Genomic DNA, 17,593 nt, shown 5'->3' with positions numbered 1-17,593 from the left:
TATTGCAATGTGCTTGCATACGCAAGCAATATGCATATAATATCCACATGAATGATTTATGCCTGACAAATACTCTTCGCCTTCTGCAATCAGCGGATCAGATCAAAGCACGACTTTCGGGCGATTTCGCTTCGGTCCACGGTCTATCGGTGAACGAGGTTTTTCTCCTCATGCACTTGGAACAGGCACCTCTACATCGCCTGTCCCGTGTCGAACTTGCAAAGCGGATGCACGTGAGCGCGTCGACGGTAACGCGTATGGCCGCCCCCTTAGAGAAAATCGGGGTGGTAGCGCGACAAACGGACGAAAGGGACGCAAGGTTGGCATTTGTAGTCCTGACCGAATCTGGGTTGGAGAAAGTTCACGAGGCGCGTGTCACATTCACAAAACAGGCAGGCTATGTTTTTCGTGACCGCTGGACCGAGGGAGATTTGGAGCAGCTTTCCGGCCTGCTTCATCGCTTGATCGCAGATGCCCCTGGAAATCTGACTTAGAAGTCGATTTTTTGTATGCAGTCATCGGCGCAGTCGCAGCGAATGCGCACTTTGTCCGCATCTGTACATTCGCGCTCCAATATATGCCGCGCTCTGCATAAATGACCGCTTGCCTCGCTGCGCCGCAGTGAAGGTTCTTTCGCTCGTCCGGCATTTTTCTTGCTGCGCGCGCAGCATAAAATCACAATGACTGGGTTGGGCTCGAAAGAGACATTAGCTGCATGATGGACCAAGGTCGGCTTTCGTCCTGCTGACTTAAATACCATCAAGCGATCAAAGCCGCGTGCGAGCGGGTTTGACATTCATCAGCCTCTATCTCTGACATAAAGTTAAGAATCTCGATAACGATGCTGCCGAGACTGCACGACGTAATCTATCTTTGAAGAAGGATCATTCTCGACAGTCAGGGGGCACATACCCAAATTAGAACAAAACATGAACACAGAGGAACCTCTATGCCAGTACAGCTCATCGAACAACCCGTCGCGGCTGAGGGTACTCCTCTGAAGCTCGTGACCGTTTCCGTCAGCGCGGGCTTCCCGTCTCCCGCCGGGGACGACCTCGAGGATGAAATCGACCCGATCGGCTGGGTCGTAAGGCACCCTGCCTCGACCTTTTGGTGGCGCGTGGAGGGCGACTGTCTGTGGGACGTAGGCATCCGGAACGGCGACATCATCGCGGTAGATCGCTCTGGTAAGAAGCGCCTCGGGCGCGCGGTCCTTGCTGTGGTCGAGGGTGCCGTGACGGCAAAGATCCTGCGTAAACGCTCGGATCGGTATTATCTGGCTCCGGCGAACAGCAGGGAGAAGTTTCCTGACATCGAGCTTACCGAAGACAGTGAAATCTGGGGCGTGATCGCAGGCGTCGTGCGGCGGTATGATCTGGCGTGAAACGACCTATTGCGATCAGTGACAGCGCGAATTTCTACGTATCTGCAGAACGGATCTTTGACCCCACCCTTAAAAACGTTCCTGTTATCGTACTGTCGAACAATGACGGGTGCGCTGTCGCGCGCAGCGACGAGGCGAAGGCGCTCGGTATCAAAATGGGAGAGCCCCTGCATCTGATCCGGGACAAGGTGGAGGCCCATGGCATCCGGGTCTTCAGCTCAAACTACACACTCTACGGCGATATTTCCCGGCGCATTGTGGAAGTCTACGAAGACTTCACTCCGAACATTGAGATCTACTCGATCGACGAGTGCTTTCTTGATTTTGCAGGTTTCAAAGATCGTACCGCCCATGCCCGCGCCATGCGTTCCGAGGTGCTGCAACGTATCGGTGTCCCTGTGCGGGTCGGCATTGCTTCGTCCAAAACGCTGGCGAAATGCGCGAACGATGTGGCGAAGAAGAACCCGATCTTTGCAGGTGTTCTGGACATGATGGATGAAACCCTGGCGAACTTTATCCTGCCGATGGTTCCGGTTGGGGACATCTGGGGCGTCGGGCGCCAGCCGAAAAAGAAGCTTGCCGCTGTCGGTATCCACACAGCTGCAGATCTGCGGGACATGCCACTTCGTCAGGCCCGCTCCGTTGGTACCGTGGTGCTTGAACGGACTGTGTTAGAGCTACAGGGGGAGGCATGCCTCTCCTTCGATGAGGTCGAGCCTCAGCGCAAAGGGATGGCCGTTACCCGCTCTGCAGGCACTCCGATGACAGACTTCGATACGCTGTTTCAAGCAATTACCGCACATGCGACACGCGCTGCGGAAAAGCTGCGCCGACATGGGTTGGTAGCCGTAACGCTGACGGTCTTCTACCATACAAACCGCCACCGGCAGGACAGGCCACAATACTCCGGGTCTCGATCAACACGGTTGATGCCGATGTCTGCGGATACCTTCGATCTGGTGAATGCAGCCCGGCGGTGCGCGCAGGCAGCCTGGCCGAAAGGACAAGTTGGGACATTCGGTTTTACGACGGCCGGCGTACTGCTCGATGATCTGGTAAGGTTCGAGGATCGACCACGAACGCTGTTTGATATAGCTCGGCCAAGATCCGCCGCTCTCATGTCAGCCCTCGATCAGGTGAATGACCGGTTCGGCAAGAAAACGATGGTGCTTGCGAGCGAAGGGATGAAGCGCTCGTGGCAGCTGCGGGCCGATCATCGTAGTCCGCGATACACGACCAGGATCTCTGATCTGCCAGTTGTCAGGTAGGTTTCAACTAAAGCTATGGCGACAGTTCCCGCGAGGACGACCGCGAAGGTAAAGCAGATACACTGCCCAGTACGTTTTATGCGAACGATCATCGTGGCAAAAACACAGAAAACCTCCTAAAAACGGCGTGCGGATCTTTGAAGTGATTACTTTTATCAAGCAAAATCAAAGGCGAGAGCTCGTTACTATGCGTAACAATGCCCGCGACACCTTTATTTTAAATAATATCAATAGGTTATATAAATATATGTTAGATGTTACAGATAGATATAAATAGAGTATTACACGAACACACGCACGCACGCGCACACCTGCATTCATATAGCCACCTGTAACGTTACACGAAAAATGAACTAAGTTACTAATAATGTTTAATAATTTCTGCCACAAATCTCCCTGCAATCAAAAAAAGATGACTTATCTCTATACTTTTCAAACCCTTACCTGGTTTCACTTACATTTTAGGGTTTGTAACACGGCAATCGTGCATCATGCATTCCTGCCTTCTCACTCGGTCTTGTACATGAAACCGTAATCAAGTGGCATTTCGCTTAGCAATCTCCCATTTTGCGCATGTAGCGGCCTTAGAAGGTCCCTTCGCCACCCGAGCCCGGATCCAACTCGAAATACGACTTTGACCCTGTATGGGCCTTTGAGATCATTGAGGTCGCTATTAGATTGCGAAAGCAAAAAATGTGTCAGATCAGCATCGCCCCCTTAGTACGGCAAAGCCGATTGGTACAAGATCAGGGGAGGCCGCATTATTGGTACCTCTGCTCGCATCAAATTCACATGGATGGTGGGCTATCATGGCTTTTGATCTTTCGTCAGGCCATTACCTATACCTTTGGTGTCGTCGTCGCCTTCAGCGACATCATTTGGTGAAACTTGCAATACCATTGAAGTAGCCCGATCGCTTTTGATAATCCCCCGAGAGCCAGAGTCTGCAGTTTGGCGATCGGAAAACGCAGTGTTTCATAATGCTGATGTTGGTTCCGCAAGGTGACCGATATTGGGCACGCTCAGGCCAAGCACTGATTGTAATGGAACCAAAAATCGGCAGGTTCGTTTAATCATCAACGAATTCTGCCTCCAAAAGCTCAGCTTCCAACTCTTTATCCAAACGACGACCAGAAAATGCTGTAACCGACCTTTCCTGAAACCCAGTTCGCTTTGATAGTGTTTCTGTGAACTTGGCAGAAAAGCGATCGAACCCAGGCAACCTTAGATCCGCAGATCGAGCCTTCTCAATTCCAAGCTTCCACGTGGGGATAAATCGCATAACAGTAAATCTGCACTTTCGCCAGGAAGGAGCTTCCGAATCAGAATCTGGATCGATCGAAAAGTCGATGCGATAAGTGACGGTCACGTATTCAGGCGTATCTTTCACGACAACATTTTTCGCATGACCTTGGTCCAAGGTTGGGCATGAGAAGTTAAATTTTTCAAACCGCCGTTTAAGTATGAGATTGATTTGTTGAGTAATACATGGGTCAGGATTACGCTCCGATCTGTGGGTATCTAATTTGAACAGAACAACCTCAGGTGCATCCGAAAGGTCCATAACGTCATTTGCTGCCCGCCAAACAAGAACATTGGTGTCTTCTGGTGATATCAAGCAGTGCCTGATTGCCCAAACAATTTTGTCCCAGAATTCGAGCGGAAAAATTTCTGTGGCCCCCACATCGGTCTTAACACGATACATCTTTAGCCGGTTTTTCAGTTCAGTCTCCAGCGATTGAACTGTAGCCTTAGCACCGTAGGCGACCTCCGGCTTTCCATATGGCACAGCAAAATCAAAAGATTTTTGATTTTTAGCGCGCGCTCGTTTCTCAGGCTTGCAGGAAACTCCAATTTTCAGGGCAAAAGGACGATCCCCTTTTTTTCAGCCTTGTTATATAAATTCCATGTAGATTGTTTAAAATACTCTTCCTCCTCTGCACAAATTTTTGCAAAAGCTTTGTCGTCAGCCCCAGACTACAATTCAGCGCAATCGAAGCGATTTTGAGGAATGTGCCCTAAAGACCAAGGCTAATGCCTAAGATCCCCTTCATCTAAAGGATCAAATCCAGCTACAGCGTGGATCTGAACCTGGGCTACTCCACCCTGATTCAGAAAACGCCCATAGGCCAGCTGACGCCTATAGGCCGCGCCAATGTCGAGTGCAATCGTCCGGTAAATCTCGATCCCATCGCAAATTTCCAGATCCTCATTACTGACCAGATCCGTTCGCAGAGCAGGCGTATGGCCATGGACGATAACTGTCGGTCTACGGTCGCGACGATCCGGGTCTGGATCGCGGCTATTCCAGCCACCTTGATGCGACAGAAACGGGTACCTCATAGTGGCCCAGTGGTCATCTACGCCGAGAAAGAAGTGGTCCTGAGCCAGAAACTCGTCGATGTCACCATCTGGATGGACACCTGCGTGGACGAAAATCAGATCACCCAATCTCAAATGGCTCGGCCTCTCCCCGATCCATCTGAGATATTCGGGATGAAAAGCTTGGAGTAGCTTGCCGGTGATCTCGGCTAAGGTATGGGTCTGTTCAGACACACCGATTTCAGAAAGGACGGTTTTTCCTCCACCGCCTACCCAGAATGATAGTACACTCTCCGACGACAGGCCGAAATAGAGCGCCACATCGTGATTGCCTGGTAAAACGTGCAAGTTATCCGCTCCTGCGAGCTCCCCTGCCCTCATAGCCAGATTGACGGCTTCAATGGATGACGGGCCGCGGTCGATCAGATCGCCCAGAAAAACGAGATGACGGGTTTGCGCCTCACGCGGTACTTCCTTTATCTCCTTGAGGACCTGCGCCAGTAAGTCAGCTTGCCCATGCACATCGCCGATCACAAATGCCTCGGTATCATCTGGAATACTGCTAGGAAGCTCACGCCACGGCAGACGATAGGATTTGTAAAACAGCAGGTCGGAGGGCATGTTCAATCAACCCGTTCATATGGGATATCAGGTCGAGTAAAAGGGATCATATCAACGGGACCCTGACGCGTGTCGTTCCATCCTTAGGCCCGCTATCCATGCCTTTGCCATCCGCGCACTGTCAGGCCCTGCCCGGTGCGGTGCCTGGGTACGGTCGAGACGCTCATAGACGTGATCGAGGACATTTGGCGGGAACGCTCCCAGCGTTGCCGCATCGAAATCGTGGATTGAGACATGATCGGAGACCCCCGCAGCGCCGAACAGCTGGTCAAGCCAGTGACGCTCGAACGAGACGGCGTCTGACAGCGCGATACGCCCTTTCAGTGCATGTAAAAACGCATTTACGACAGTTATAATGTCCGGTGCGTTGTCCAAATCACGACGCGCGATGTTGTGTATTGCAGCACTCGCCGGGGACCATGCATCTTCGGGCCATTCTGGTGCGGGACGGATCAGGCTTTCAAAAGTCTGAACGTCCAAATTTTGATCGACCCAGCTGAGCCCGATCTCTACCGGCCAGCTATCTTTATCAAGACTGCTTGCCTCAAAATCAAGAAACGCGACCTTAGTGTATAGCTTGTTCGTCACGGTGCATCTCCTCCATCCATGTCAAATGCAAACCATGCGAGATCGTTAATCGGGTCATGCTCCCCGCGGTAACCGACAGAGACATTGGTCAGCGATGTCTGGCCCACAGTGAATGTAATCCGGTGATGTGTATGGCCGTACAGCCACCGTTCGGGCTTGTACTTGATGATCATCGCCTCCAGATCAAAGGCATAGCACGGACCAGTACCTGCTCTGCCCTTCAGCGCCATTACATGCGGCGCATGGTGCGTGATGACCGTCGTCTCCCCGTCAAAGGATGTCGACAGCCTTTCTTCCAACCAGCGACGATGATCGAGGTGAATTTGCGCTGTCTCAACTGGCACGAGCTTTTTGCAGCTCTTTCTGGCGATCCTGATGAAGTTGTAATCATTCATGTAGGTTGCAGCGTGTCGCATGTTGTCTGTTCGATCGCCGTAGACCTCGAAATCGGTCCACAAAGTGCAGCACAGAATGCGGTGCCGGCCAAAAACCAGCTCGGATTTCTGAATAAATGCCGCACCATGTGCAGCCGCGACATCGCGCAGCTTGTCTTCTTGATCAATGCAGCCATTGTAATAATCATGGTTTCCCGGCATTACGAAGAAGTGAGCCTTAGGCAGCCGAGCGGTAATCCATCGGAGACATTCTTTCCACTTTTTATGCCCTTTGTTGCTTACGTCACCGGCCAGCACACAGTGCATGATGGCTCGAAGTTGCGCGTCTGAAACATTTTTGAACGGATCTACAGCATTTGCGAAGTGCAGGTCGCAGTGGATATCCCCAAGTACAAGTAACTTCATCAATGCTCCCGACGATCTAAAAAAATCTGGTCAGACATTTCGAACACCCGCATCAATCTGATCGCGTTCGACGAAGGCCCTAATTTCCCAAGCATCAAGCGTCAGATGCTCGAGCCCGGCGACCTGATGGCCGAGCCGGTCGACAAGATCCTCTTGCCTCAATAGATTTTGCACTCGGTACCAGCGTGACGCCGTACGCGCCCAAGACTGATCTGCGGCAATGCCGCAAAGGCGAGAGGTATTAATAAGACGACTTCTCAGTGTCGGATGACCTGATTGTATGCCCAGCAGAATAGCTCCACCAAATTGCGGATCGCGGATTGCTGCCCACGGCTGCAAGAGTGGCGCATCTTTCAGTTCACCAGAAGTTGGTCCGAGCATACTGAAACGCAGAGATCGGTTCGTCATTCGAGTACCGAGCGTCGACATCAGCTGCGTCCTGAAAAAATTCCAGCAATCTGCTGGCAGACACCAGACCCCATCTATTTTGATGTATTTGACTGCCGGAAACAAAGATTCGGTGGCTTCGAGAGCCTCCAATGGGATCGTGTCTGCTATGACATACAATTTACCTTTTTCTTTGGTAAAAGCCGGCGGTTCTGCCCGCCGCAGAGCGTGAATTACTCGTAGACCATCTGCATTCGGATCCATGTCAGCACTCCCAGAATAAAACGACATGGCAGCGAATAAATAAAGGGTATTCCGAGCCGTTTGGGACATTCAGCTTGTTGTTAATCAAAGGGCACCTCGCTCGCTTCCACCCATTGAATGGACAGCATAAATCAAAGAGTCAACGACTAGGATTCTGTTTTTATTGTGAAAAATAAAACTCTCCTGCAGCTTAATGACTTCTCCGTAAGTGCGAAAAATCATATTGAAATCCAACCGAGACCAAGGGGAAAGCATAAAAACTCCTTGTAATCAGAATGCAATGGACCGGCCTGCCCAGCATTTGAGTGACAAGCTCGTATGCGAAAAAGTAAATGAACAAGAGAATTTTGACCCGAAAATCGCTCAATTAGGCGTAGAAAGGTATCCGCTTGAAAAAATTTGCGCTGCGAAAAACCGATCAATTGCCAGAAATTTCGAAGTCTTTTTGTTACAGCGTCCAACAGAAATCGCTGTTAATTGCGAATATTCACCGATCGCCTACTCAAAATACCGGTGCCGAGTGAGACCAGACCGGATGACAGAACCAGTTCAAAAGCCCCAATTCGGGAGATTGCTCTGAGCAAGTTGACGCTGCTGTAACGAGAATTCGCCTTTGAATTTGGCAAAATATAAAAGCAAGAGCTTCTATTTTATTACATCCAATCAAAGGGTTACGATACCTCCGCAGACCCGCATTGAGGCCTTTGAACGCCTGTTACAGCAGAGCAAAATGTTACACCTTAAGTAACACCTCTAAGTGTCTGATATAAAATAAATATTTCTATATATATGTATATGTTACAGAAATCATAGTAATATATATATGTACCCACACACACATGCATGTACACATACATCCACACGCACATAGAGACACTCATATGGGCGTAACATCGTAACATTTTCATAACTCATTGTTTCAAAACAACTTTCCTGTTACAGCCAATCCATTCTGCGTCTGAGCTTCGGTTTTACACAATAGAAACAATGGATCAGACTGTTACAGGACCATTTTTTGTTTTATGAATAATTATTGCGATGCGGTGGCAGTAAAACCCTGAGGACTTTCGCAATCTCGATGTAATTCACATCAAACGGTCCCTCACCGCTGGTTTGACTTGAGATAATCCACAATTTTGTTCAGCTGAGAGATTCTAATCCTAAGACTTATGCCTACGTTGATGGTAACAGTGGATTGCGCATCTATATTTCAGGAGACCTGCTTTGAGCCAGGATACCATCAACAACAACGCGTCTTTCACCTGGTCCATCGCAGAACTGCTGCGCGGTGACTTCAAGAAAGCCAACTTTACTACCTTGTCAGCTAACGGCTGTTTTCATTATTTCCGCTTGCGCAGAGAACGTCTACTTGGTCGTTTCATAATTCTTTGTGCGGAACGCAATGCGACGTGGTAGCTTCAGGACACATAGCAATGAAATCGCTTTTAGAGGGCAATTTTCCTGCGCGGCCACAGCGATTAACAAATCTGACAGGCCGAAGAGCATCGGGTGCCTTTTCGTTGAAATATACGCTTTGGCTCGGCCTGCCTGTCATTGCTCCACCGCTGAGAATTCTGAGCTCTACTATCAGTAGGAAGCATGAAGACCCCCTTTCCTGCAGCATGTCAGTTTCGCCATAGATATTGCAGCATGTCTTCCTGGGTGATATCTGACAAGATACCGAACAGGCGTCTTTAGTTCACAAAGCATGGTTTGGTTCCAAATCTGGGAGACCCAATAGCTTGGCTGATCAACCTCTCTTAAACGTCGGTTGGATTGTAACGCTCTCAAGCTCATGCCATTCTGCACCAAAGCGACATCTGCTTTGGTAGCGTGACTGTGCTGCGCGCCTATCCAACTTGGTGAACCAGTCGTAGAGATAAAAAGGGCATGTTTGGAGACGACAATGACCACCGCACGCGCCGATCAATACCGCGTCTTGAGCCGTGAGGAAGACTTCTCACCACAGGGCACACTGCTGTCCCCCGAGCCAAAGTTTGCGACCGCCAATTACTCCCATGCCAAACGCTATATTGAAGAAAATACTGAAGGGTTGTTTAATTTTTCAATGCGGCAGGCCACAGGCTTTCACTACTACGACATGCGGTCTGCCAGATTAGACAAGATCCTATTCAAGCTTATTCGTTTGGACACGCAAACGGGCTATGATATCCGGAGCGAGCTGGATGCGGACACGGTTTTTTTGCATCTCGTTTTCCGCGGCACCGCCGAGTTCAAACTGGGCCAATCTAACATCAGCGCAACCCCTGGCCAAATGGTGCTCATCGAAGCAACTGCGCCCTGCAGCAAACGATGGTCCGGTTCCACTCAAATGTTGACCATCTGGCTCAGTAGGCGCGCGTTGGAACAAGTCGCCATCAGCGAAATGGGCGCGCAGTCCGATGAGCCGTTGGATTTCGGCAACTTGCAAGTCATGGATGTCGGGACGGTGCCGACCCTATGGAACTATATCCTCACGATTTGTCAGGACCTGAGCGAAGAGGTGCCAAGTTTGACAGGGCAGGTGTCACGCCTTGCAGAACGCACATTGCTTCTGATGCTTCTCAACACCATTCCCAACTCTTATAGCACCGGTCGGATACGACAAAGTGCATCGACCCTGGCCCCTTACTATGTCCGTCGCGTTGAGCAGTATATCCAGCAATGTGCGCATGAACCTATCAGCATGCAGGACCTGGTTGAGATAAGCGGCGTGAGTGCGCGCTCCATCTACAACGGCTTCAAAACATATCGCGCCTCCACACCCATGCTTTACTTGAAATCTGTGCGCCTTGATATTGCGCGTGCCGAGTTAAGCAAGGGCTATCGCCATGGGGCAAACAGTGTGACCGAAGCCGCCATGAAAGCCGGCTATACCAATATGAGCCAGTTTTCGCGGGACTATCGCATTCGGTTCAGGGAAAGCCCTTCAGAGACTTTGCGACAGGCCTGACAGCAACTTGAAGATGCCTGCGATCAGTTGCGGCTGGCGGTCTGGCAGTTACGTGGTGGGGTCTGCGGTTGCCTGCACCCCCTTCAAAGCTGCGGTGCCACTGATGCCGCGGACCAGCCAGACCAGATACCCGAGTCCAACGGCTGCAACTGCCCCCACACCCAAAAGGTAGTCTTGAATCCACAAAGACGATACCGCAACGCAGAGGCTTAAGGCGAATGGGATTGGCCCATGCAGCAACCCGCGTCCTTTTAATAATCCTAAAAAGCACATCGCATAAGCGAGTAGCATTCCCGACAATCCCGCCAAACAGAACGAGATGAGGATCTCTGTCCAGCTTCCTTGCATCAAAAGCGCCGGGTTATAGGCAAAGAGAAACGGCAACAGGAACGACGATGATCCGAGCGTCAGACCAGCCATGCCCGCTTTCCACATAGAGGTTTTTGCGATGCCCGCCGCGACGTAGGATGCGATCGCGACAGGCGGTGTGAGCATGGAGGCTAAGCCGAAGTAGAGGACAAACATATGTGCGGCGATGGGCGTGACGCCGATCTTTATCAAAATCGGCGTCAGCAACACAGCAACGATCACATACACCGCCGCCGTGGGCATCCCCATGCCAAGAAGGATACACAAGAATGCGGTGATCAGAAGCACAGGGAACAACCCATATGTCTCTCCCACCTGACCCAAAACCATGGTGATATTGAACCCGAGCCCGGTCAGGTTCATGACGCCGATCACGATGCCGGATGCGGCACCGATCAGGATCAAGGGCAACATTGATCGGCCTGCTTCAATAAAGAAGTCCGAGACCAGTTTGAAATTAACCAGCTCGCTCCTCAGAATCACCAGCGGGACGATGTTTGAGACCGCAGCAATCAGCGCACTCTCAGCCGGGTTGTGCCTGAAGTAGAAAAGCAAAATAAGTAAAACGGCGATAGGAAATAAGAAAAGCCATCCCCTTTTCATGACGTTTCCAAAGGTTGGAGTGCCTTCGATCTGAAGTGTTTCGACCTTGGTTGCGCGCGCGTAAAAATCGACCTGCGCAAAGAGAATGAGGTAGTACAACAGAGCAGGAATAAGCGCGGCGAGTGCCACTTCGGTATAGGGAATCTCGAGAAATTCAGCGATCAGAAAGGCGGTGGCCCCCATGACAGGCGGCGCCAGCTGGCTGCCGTTGGACGCCACCGCTTCAACTCCCGCAGCCACATGCGGTCTGAACCCCGAGCGTTTCATCAGCGGTATGGTGATCACGCCAGTAGACAGGATATTGCCAACCGTTGAACTGTTGATCATCCCCATCAACGAGCTTCCTACAACGGCCACTTTTGCGGCTCCGCCAGTCTGCCTGCCGAACAATGACATACTCAGGTCATTGAAAAAATGTGTGGTGCCACACTGTTTCATGAACTGTCCCAGGATGACGAATGCCATCACCATGCCTGCAACGACTTCCATGACAAAACCAAGGATGCCACTGGTGTCTGAATACAAATAGATGGCGTAGCGATCGAAAGGAACGCTGGTGCCGCGCAGCACCCCGGGTGCATATTGACTAAAGACGCCATAGGCAAACATGATGGCAATCAGCGAGGCAATTCCCATTCCTGCAACGCGCCGCAGCGCCTCGCATAAAAGTGCAATGCCAATCAGCGCTGGAACGAGCTTTTCAGGTCCGCGAATGTGCGGCGTGTAGAGCCAGGCATCGATATTAATCGCGCAATAGAACCAGGCAGCCATGGCAAGCAAGCCCACGGCAATCTCCAAGAAGCCCGGTTGCGCCCGGAAGGGGTGGGCCAGAAATGCGGATGCAATTCCCAGCCCAACAATGACCGCCAGATACGATGGCGACAGGATCGCGATACCCAGCAGGAGCGGAACATCAAAGATCCACAGCGCCCCAAGAACAAGCGGCAATCCCAAGAGGGTATTGCGATACATTACAGTCCACGTGCCCACGTCAGCGTCCTCTTCCCGACTACTGCAATTCGGAGATTAACATGTCCTGCTTGGCCTGAGCCTCATCAGTCCAGTACCCCTTACTTTTGTAGTAGGCGATGGCACCTTCATGATAGGGCTGGGCCATCGAAGCGGCATGCACAAAATCCGATGGCTGTTTACGACGAAAGAACCCGAACTGCGCTTGCAACTCTGTCCACTCGGCCTCAATCGCGCCCAGAATTTTCCCGGCATCCTCATCCGACAATGCGGTGGATGTATAGACCGCCACCTCAAGGCCCATGGTCGTAATATCGGTATCTACGCCCGCCATCGCACCGCCTGGAATTTTTATCAGCGTCAGCCCTGGCGCGATCTCACTGAGGTAATCTTGGGTGGCGTTCGGGCCGGTTATGTCCAAAAACTGGATGCCGCCGGGAATGGTCGCGTTGGCTTGCTTGACCACAGCAATTGGCAAGGCCACCGATGTTGCATCGACCGAGCCGTCCTCAACAGCCGAGACGCCTTGCGGAAGGGATGCCACATCAACTGCAGTCACGTCTTCTACTGCGAGGCCAGCCGTTTCAAGCAGCGCTGCGTTGGTGGCCGCTAAAGCAGTGTTGCCGCGAATATCGACGACAACTTTCTTGCCCTTCAGGTCCGCTATGGTCGTGAAACCCGTATTTTTCTTTACCATATAACCATACGGTAACGTCCACATTCTTGCCAGAACACGCAGGTTCTGCATCGGTACCCCGTTATCGACGCCGCGCAGATCGCGGCCAGAGCCAAAGGTGGTAGTCATGCCGATGGTCAACTCTCCCGCGTTGACCAAGGGGCCCATAACCGCGCTTCCTGTGTACGGTTGGGCCGTTGTGCGCACGCCTGCATGCTTGGTGACCGCACCGGCGAGCGCAACACCAACGGCATTAAAAGCGGTGCCAACCGGATTAGTGCCAATTGTGAATTGAGTGGCTTGAGCACTGGCAAACTGGGGCGCTGCCGCTACGAGTAGAGCGCATGCAAAAGACTGTAGTTTGTTCATTTTGTTCCTCCCAAGTGCAGCCCTGCAACACAGGGCCGCGCGTTTAATACTGTGCACAAGTAGGTCGAGTGTGCACAAGCGCAGTGGATTGCAAACTCTCTTCGTGGAGTTTAGCCGAATATGCCTCTGGCCATACCAGACAGCGGCATCGGAACTGCAAATCACTGCACAGATGTATAGTTTAGTCATGGAGATGTGGCGGCGGCTTTGCTGAGAACGCTAAAACTTGCCGCACACAGCATAACTTTGCAGTTGTCATAATACAGTCGGGCCGTCTGAGCCGAGCGACGCCACATCGCCGAACCGCAGTATAACCACCTGTAAATAAGGCATTTTGTTCGTTAACCCGTTGCGTTTTACCAGAATGTTCAAACATACGTCCCCGCTATCTTCATTACTGCGGTGTGAACGCAGGCATTGCAGTCTGAGCAAAGCAGGACCCCGGACAGTTTGTTCAGATGGTGCAAACGGATCGGGAGGACACACTTATGAAAGACATTCGCATCATCATCGTTGGCGCCGGAATTGGCGGTCTCGCAGCAGGATTGGCGCTGCAAAGACGCGGCTTTAAAGTGGCGCTGTACGAACGCGCAGCAGAAATTCGTGACATCGGTGCAGGCGTTATCATTACCGCAAACGCCCGAAAAGCGCTGCACAACCTTGGCGTAGACGAAAAACTGGCTGAGATCTCAAGCTGCGTCGATGCAATGAAGACCTGCAAATACGACACGGGTGAAGCCTACCGCGTCGTGTCAAACAGCGATATCTTCGAGAAATACGGCATGAAGACGTTGCAGGTGCATCGCGCTGATTTGCATAGATTGCTGATGGAGGCTGTCAAAGCCAATGATCCGGAAGCGTTGCATGCCGGCCATCAGTTTATAGAGCTTGAGCAAGACGACACAGGTGTGGAAGTCAGGTTCCAGAATGGGGCGGTTGATCGCGGCGATATTCTAATCGGAGCTGACGGCAATGCCTCGGCCATCCGCTCACAGTTGTTCCCCGGCGAAGCCACGTCCTTTAATGGTCAGGTCGCATTCCGTGCGCTCATTCCATCCGAGTTAGTGCCCCAGAAAGTTCTGGACGTTGAATACGCAATGCACCCCGGCCCGAAACGCTATTTGATGCACTATCCTTTGCGCGGCGGTAGCATCATGAATTTGATTGGCTGCGGTCAGTCAGACACTTGGCAGGAAGAAGGCTGGGCTATTCCCGCGCAGAACGATGAATTCTACGCCGCATATTCTGATTTTGCGCCGCACCTTAAAGAACTGATTACAAAAATCCCCGAAGGCAATCTGTTCAAGTGGGGGTTGCGGGATCGTGAACCGCTCGACACTTGGACCTCTGGACGTGTTTCGATGCTTGGCGATGCAGCACATCCCATGACACCATTTCTTGGGCAGGGGGCGTGCCTTGCGCTCGAGGATGCTTTGTTAGTGGGGCGCGCCTTTGAGGCGTCATCCGATCCATTAGAAGCACTTGCGCGATACGAAGCCGCTCGCAAAGAACGTGGGAACGGTGTTCAACTGCTGTCGCGCCAAGAAGGGCAATCGCTACAGACCCCTAAAAAGGTTCAGAAGCCGGCGATCGACAGAGGTTTGCTGGCCTACGACCCCGTGACTGTGGCAGTGTGAATAACAGCTGATCGAATGAGTGGCTTGCTAAAATCAGAGGCCAGTATTGTGTGTGCTGGTCGTTGATCTCAAACCGTCCGAGACTGAGCAGGAGAAAGGGCGTTCTTCAAACTTTACCCAAAACCTTTTGCCGGCGGTATTTTCTCGAACTTGCCGAGTGGAGATCAGAGTATCATGTCTTCGGCGGCCCCAACGCGCCATTCAGAATAGCCTTTTAGAAACGGCTTTCCCGAGGTAAAGGCATTCCAAAGGCTTAGACCGCTTGGATACCACGCGGCCTCAAGCCTAGGCCTTCAAACCAGACGTTTGAGAACGGCGCAGCGAATGACCGGTTTCCGCCCCTTATGTCGATCGACACGAACGGCCCATTGCTGCCGTTCACCTCATATTCCCAATGCTGCGATCGCAACCCGCATAGCGGACCTTGGGCATCGATTTTTTGGGAATTCCTTGACCAGTTAAAGCAGAATGGAGAAAAACTCTCCATGAGCATTACTAAAACGACACCAGTGTTAGGATCAAAAGTTGCCCATTCGTAGCAGAAGTCATCAACTTGAAGATATCTCAATTAATAAGTTTCAGGCCTGTTTGCCCGCAACTTGGGTATGCCGCGTAAAAGACAAAGACTACGGTGTTGATTTGGAGATAGAGATTTTTAATGATGATGGAAGTAGCACTGGGCTGATGTTCTTTGCCCAGCTTAAGGCAACCGACGATATCAACGCTAAACAATCTGTCAGCATGAAAGTTGATCGCCTCAACTACCTTTCAACCCTAGATACCCCGTCGATGCTGGTCCGCTACTGTGATGCAACAGATGAATTCTATTTCATGTGGCTCACCAATGTATTTGCCCAAATAGGTGAGCCAGAAACACAAACTGTAACCGTCAAATTTTCTGCCTCTGATCTCTGGACCTCAGATTCTGGAAAGGCGATTCCGACCTCGGGGAGAGTGTTGAGAACCATCCGCAGCGATACGAGACAAACGCCCATCGGCATAACGATAGATTTGAACGATGTCGCAGGAGATACAGGCTTTGAGCTTAGACTGGCGGCTTCTAAGCTTCAAAATTTGAGTAATTATGTTCTGAATTCAGCTGATCCAGACATTTGCTTACCGGTTACGCTGACAGTCTCTGAAGGTGTTTTGTTAGCGAAAATCGATGTAATCGCTAGTATTGGCTGGAAACTTGAAGAATTTACGGCGGATGAGATATTATCGCGTTTGGCGTACACTCTTGCTCAAATGGCAGGTGGCTATGAGTTCTTTCGTCAGGCGAACGAATTTATCAACATAATTCACAAGCAAAACTACACGATCAACGCCCGTGAAATCGCTTCAAGAGTTGCATGCCTTGCCATAGATAAACCTGATATTGCTGCGGATCTTGCAAGCAGAAACAGTATCCATTCTAGACAAGACCTCGCGTTCATAATGTACATCGATTCACTCCTTTCGAGCAAACTTGAATTGGGCGAAAGGAAAGACGCAATCGAACGCTTTTATGGCGAAGCTATCTCAGCCCATGAAGCGTATGACGATTTATCGACATCTTCTTTGCATTATTCGCTGGCCAACCATCAACTGCAGTGGGGGGACTACAAGGCTGCGATACGCCACTATAACTCAGCAAGAAAACTAAGCCCGTCATATCTGCATAAGTCTTATTTCCTAGCCGAGCTGGCTTCCTGTCTGTATTTTTCTGGAAAATTCAAGATGTCAGCTATTCTTTACATCGGCGCACATGGCCTTGATCCCAATCCTCAACATTCAATTTGCGTTGGGGATGCCTTACTTTACTCGGGTCACTTTGAAGTTGCTTCAAAGTACTACCAAGCTCTCGCCGATAGTGCGCCTGACCCGCTAAACGGAGCCGAAGCAAGTCTTAAGGTTTGGCTTACTGAATGGGCAGCTGAGTTCTTCGACCGGAACTTGGATGGAAAGGTTGCTCTACTAAGTAAGAGAAATGTTTGGCTTAGCGTTTTGGACCAAGCGATTGAGGAGGAAGCCTTCGAATTTGCGCTTGCACCTGCTTTGATGGAAGCTTTTCGAATAGATAATGATGAAGCGCTATGGGCAGACGCTATGAGCTTTGCATGTAGGACTGGTAACTCAAATTTGCTCAACGCGACATTCTCGGCAGCCATATGGAGATGTGGCTTTGAGGTTTATGCACTTTTTCGCCAAAATCTCACGAAATCTGAACTACCGGAAGAGGTAATAGGGAACTTTGACCAGCTTGCAGCTGCGTACATGGAGATGCGACCTGCACGCTTCGAACGCGGTTTGAGGACACGAATTATAATGAGTAACCATTTCGATACTTTTCAGCCAATTGATCCCTCATGAATTCTGCCTTGCCTCGGCGTCTTGGGAAATT

General features: G+C 50.9%; 15 protein-coding genes. 7 read left to right on the top strand and 8 right to left on the bottom strand.

All coding sequences use genetic code 11. From position 1 onward, the window contains the following. Positions 1-47: 47 nt before the first annotated feature. On the top strand, positions 48-494 hold the full coding sequence (locus tag Z945_RS21040) for a MarR family transcriptional regulator (RefSeq protein WP_025052422.1): 447 nt from the start codon (positions 48-50) through the stop codon (positions 492-494). On the opposite strand, the gene Z945_RS20495 is transcribed toward Z945_RS21040, so the two are convergent. Continuing rightward, positions 491-796: a hypothetical protein gene (locus Z945_RS20495; RefSeq protein WP_152541119.1), complete on the bottom strand. Its 306-nt coding sequence runs from the start codon at positions 794-796 to the stop codon at positions 491-493. The two genes, Z945_RS21040 and Z945_RS20495, sit on opposite strands and share 4 nt — an antisense overlap. Positions 797-949: 153 nt before the next feature. Here Z945_RS20495 and Z945_RS0112360 point away from each other — a divergent pair, with 153 nt between their 5' ends. Next, positions 950-1,384 carry a LexA family protein gene (locus Z945_RS0112360; RefSeq protein ID WP_025052421.1) on the top strand — a complete coding sequence of 145 codons (435 nt, stop codon included), beginning with the start codon at positions 950-952 and terminating at the stop codon, positions 1,382-1,384. Next, positions 1,381-2,652 carry a Y-family DNA polymerase gene (locus Z945_RS0112355; protein ID WP_025052420.1) on the top strand — a complete coding sequence of 424 codons (1,272 nt, stop codon included), beginning with the start codon at positions 1,381-1,383 and terminating at the stop codon, positions 2,650-2,652. The genes Z945_RS0112360 and Z945_RS0112355 overlap by 4 nt, the downstream gene beginning before the upstream one ends. A gap of 1,069 nt (positions 2,653-3,721) precedes the next feature. Here Z945_RS0112355 and Z945_RS0112345 read toward each other — a convergent pair. From Z945_RS0112345 to Z945_RS20110, 5 genes are all read right to left on the bottom strand, one after another. Continuing rightward, positions 3,722-4,441: a hypothetical protein gene (locus tag Z945_RS0112345; RefSeq protein ID WP_025052419.1), complete on the bottom strand. Its 720-nt coding sequence runs from the start codon at positions 4,439-4,441 to the stop codon at positions 3,722-3,724. Positions 4,442-4,683: 242 nt separating this feature from the next. Then, positions 4,684-5,595 carry a metallophosphoesterase gene (locus Z945_RS0112340; protein ID WP_025052418.1) on the bottom strand — a complete coding sequence of 304 codons (912 nt, stop codon included), beginning with the start codon at positions 5,593-5,595 and terminating at the stop codon, positions 4,684-4,686. 51 nt (positions 5,596-5,646) lie between these two features. Then, positions 5,647-6,183: a 3'-5' exonuclease gene (locus Z945_RS0112335; protein WP_025052417.1), complete on the bottom strand. Its 537-nt coding sequence runs from the start codon at positions 6,181-6,183 to the stop codon at positions 5,647-5,649. Next, entirely contained in the window at positions 6,180-6,983 is an 804-nt protein-coding gene (locus Z945_RS0112330; RefSeq protein ID WP_025052416.1) for a metallophosphoesterase, read from the bottom strand. The genes Z945_RS0112335 and Z945_RS0112330 overlap by 4 nt, the downstream gene beginning before the upstream one ends. 30 nt (positions 6,984-7,013) lie before the next feature. Beyond that, positions 7,014-7,634, bottom strand: a complete 621-nt coding sequence (locus tag Z945_RS20110; protein WP_152541118.1) for a DUF6634 family protein — start codon at positions 7,632-7,634, stop codon at positions 7,014-7,016. A gap of 1,224 nt (positions 7,635-8,858) precedes the next feature. Here Z945_RS20110 and Z945_RS20490 point away from each other — a divergent pair. Further along, positions 8,859-9,050: a hypothetical protein gene (locus Z945_RS20490; RefSeq protein WP_025052414.1), complete on the top strand. Its 192-nt coding sequence runs from the start codon at positions 8,859-8,861 to the stop codon at positions 9,048-9,050. 490 nt (positions 9,051-9,540) lie between these two features. Further along, positions 9,541-10,587, top strand: coding sequence for an AraC family transcriptional regulator (locus tag Z945_RS20105; RefSeq protein ID WP_025052413.1), 1,047 nt, complete (start codon positions 9,541-9,543; stop codon positions 10,585-10,587). A gap of 48 nt (positions 10,588-10,635) precedes the next feature. On the opposite strand, the gene Z945_RS0112305 is transcribed toward Z945_RS20105, so the two are convergent. Beyond that, the gene (locus Z945_RS0112305) at positions 10,636-12,531 is read right to left on the bottom strand and encodes a TRAP transporter permease (RefSeq protein WP_025052412.1); all 1,896 of its coding nucleotides are present in this window, start codon (positions 12,529-12,531) and stop codon (positions 10,636-10,638) included. A gap of 37 nt (positions 12,532-12,568) precedes the next feature. Beyond that, positions 12,569-13,573, bottom strand: a complete 1,005-nt coding sequence (locus Z945_RS0112300) for a TAXI family TRAP transporter solute-binding subunit (protein ID WP_161634094.1) — start codon at positions 13,571-13,573, stop codon at positions 12,569-12,571. Positions 13,574-14,061: 488 nt separating this feature from the next. On the opposite strand from Z945_RS0112300, the gene Z945_RS0112295 reads away from it, so the two are divergent. Next, entirely contained in the window at positions 14,062-15,210 is a 1,149-nt protein-coding gene (locus Z945_RS0112295) for an FAD-dependent monooxygenase (protein ID WP_161634093.1), read from the top strand. A 525-nt stretch (positions 15,211-15,735) separates the two neighbouring features. Then, positions 15,736-17,562, top strand: a complete 1,827-nt coding sequence (locus Z945_RS0112290) for a DUF4365 domain-containing protein (RefSeq protein ID WP_081781001.1) — start codon at positions 15,736-15,738, stop codon at positions 17,560-17,562. The last annotated feature ends 31 nt before the right edge of the window (positions 17,563-17,593 follow it).

Source organism: Sulfitobacter noctilucae, from assembly GCF_000622365.1.
Classification (GTDB): Bacteria; Pseudomonadota; Alphaproteobacteria; order Rhodobacterales; family Rhodobacteraceae; genus Sulfitobacter; species Sulfitobacter noctilucae.
The sequence above is the reverse complement of the archived record's forward strand: the minus strand, read 5'-3'. Positions and strand labels throughout refer to the sequence as shown.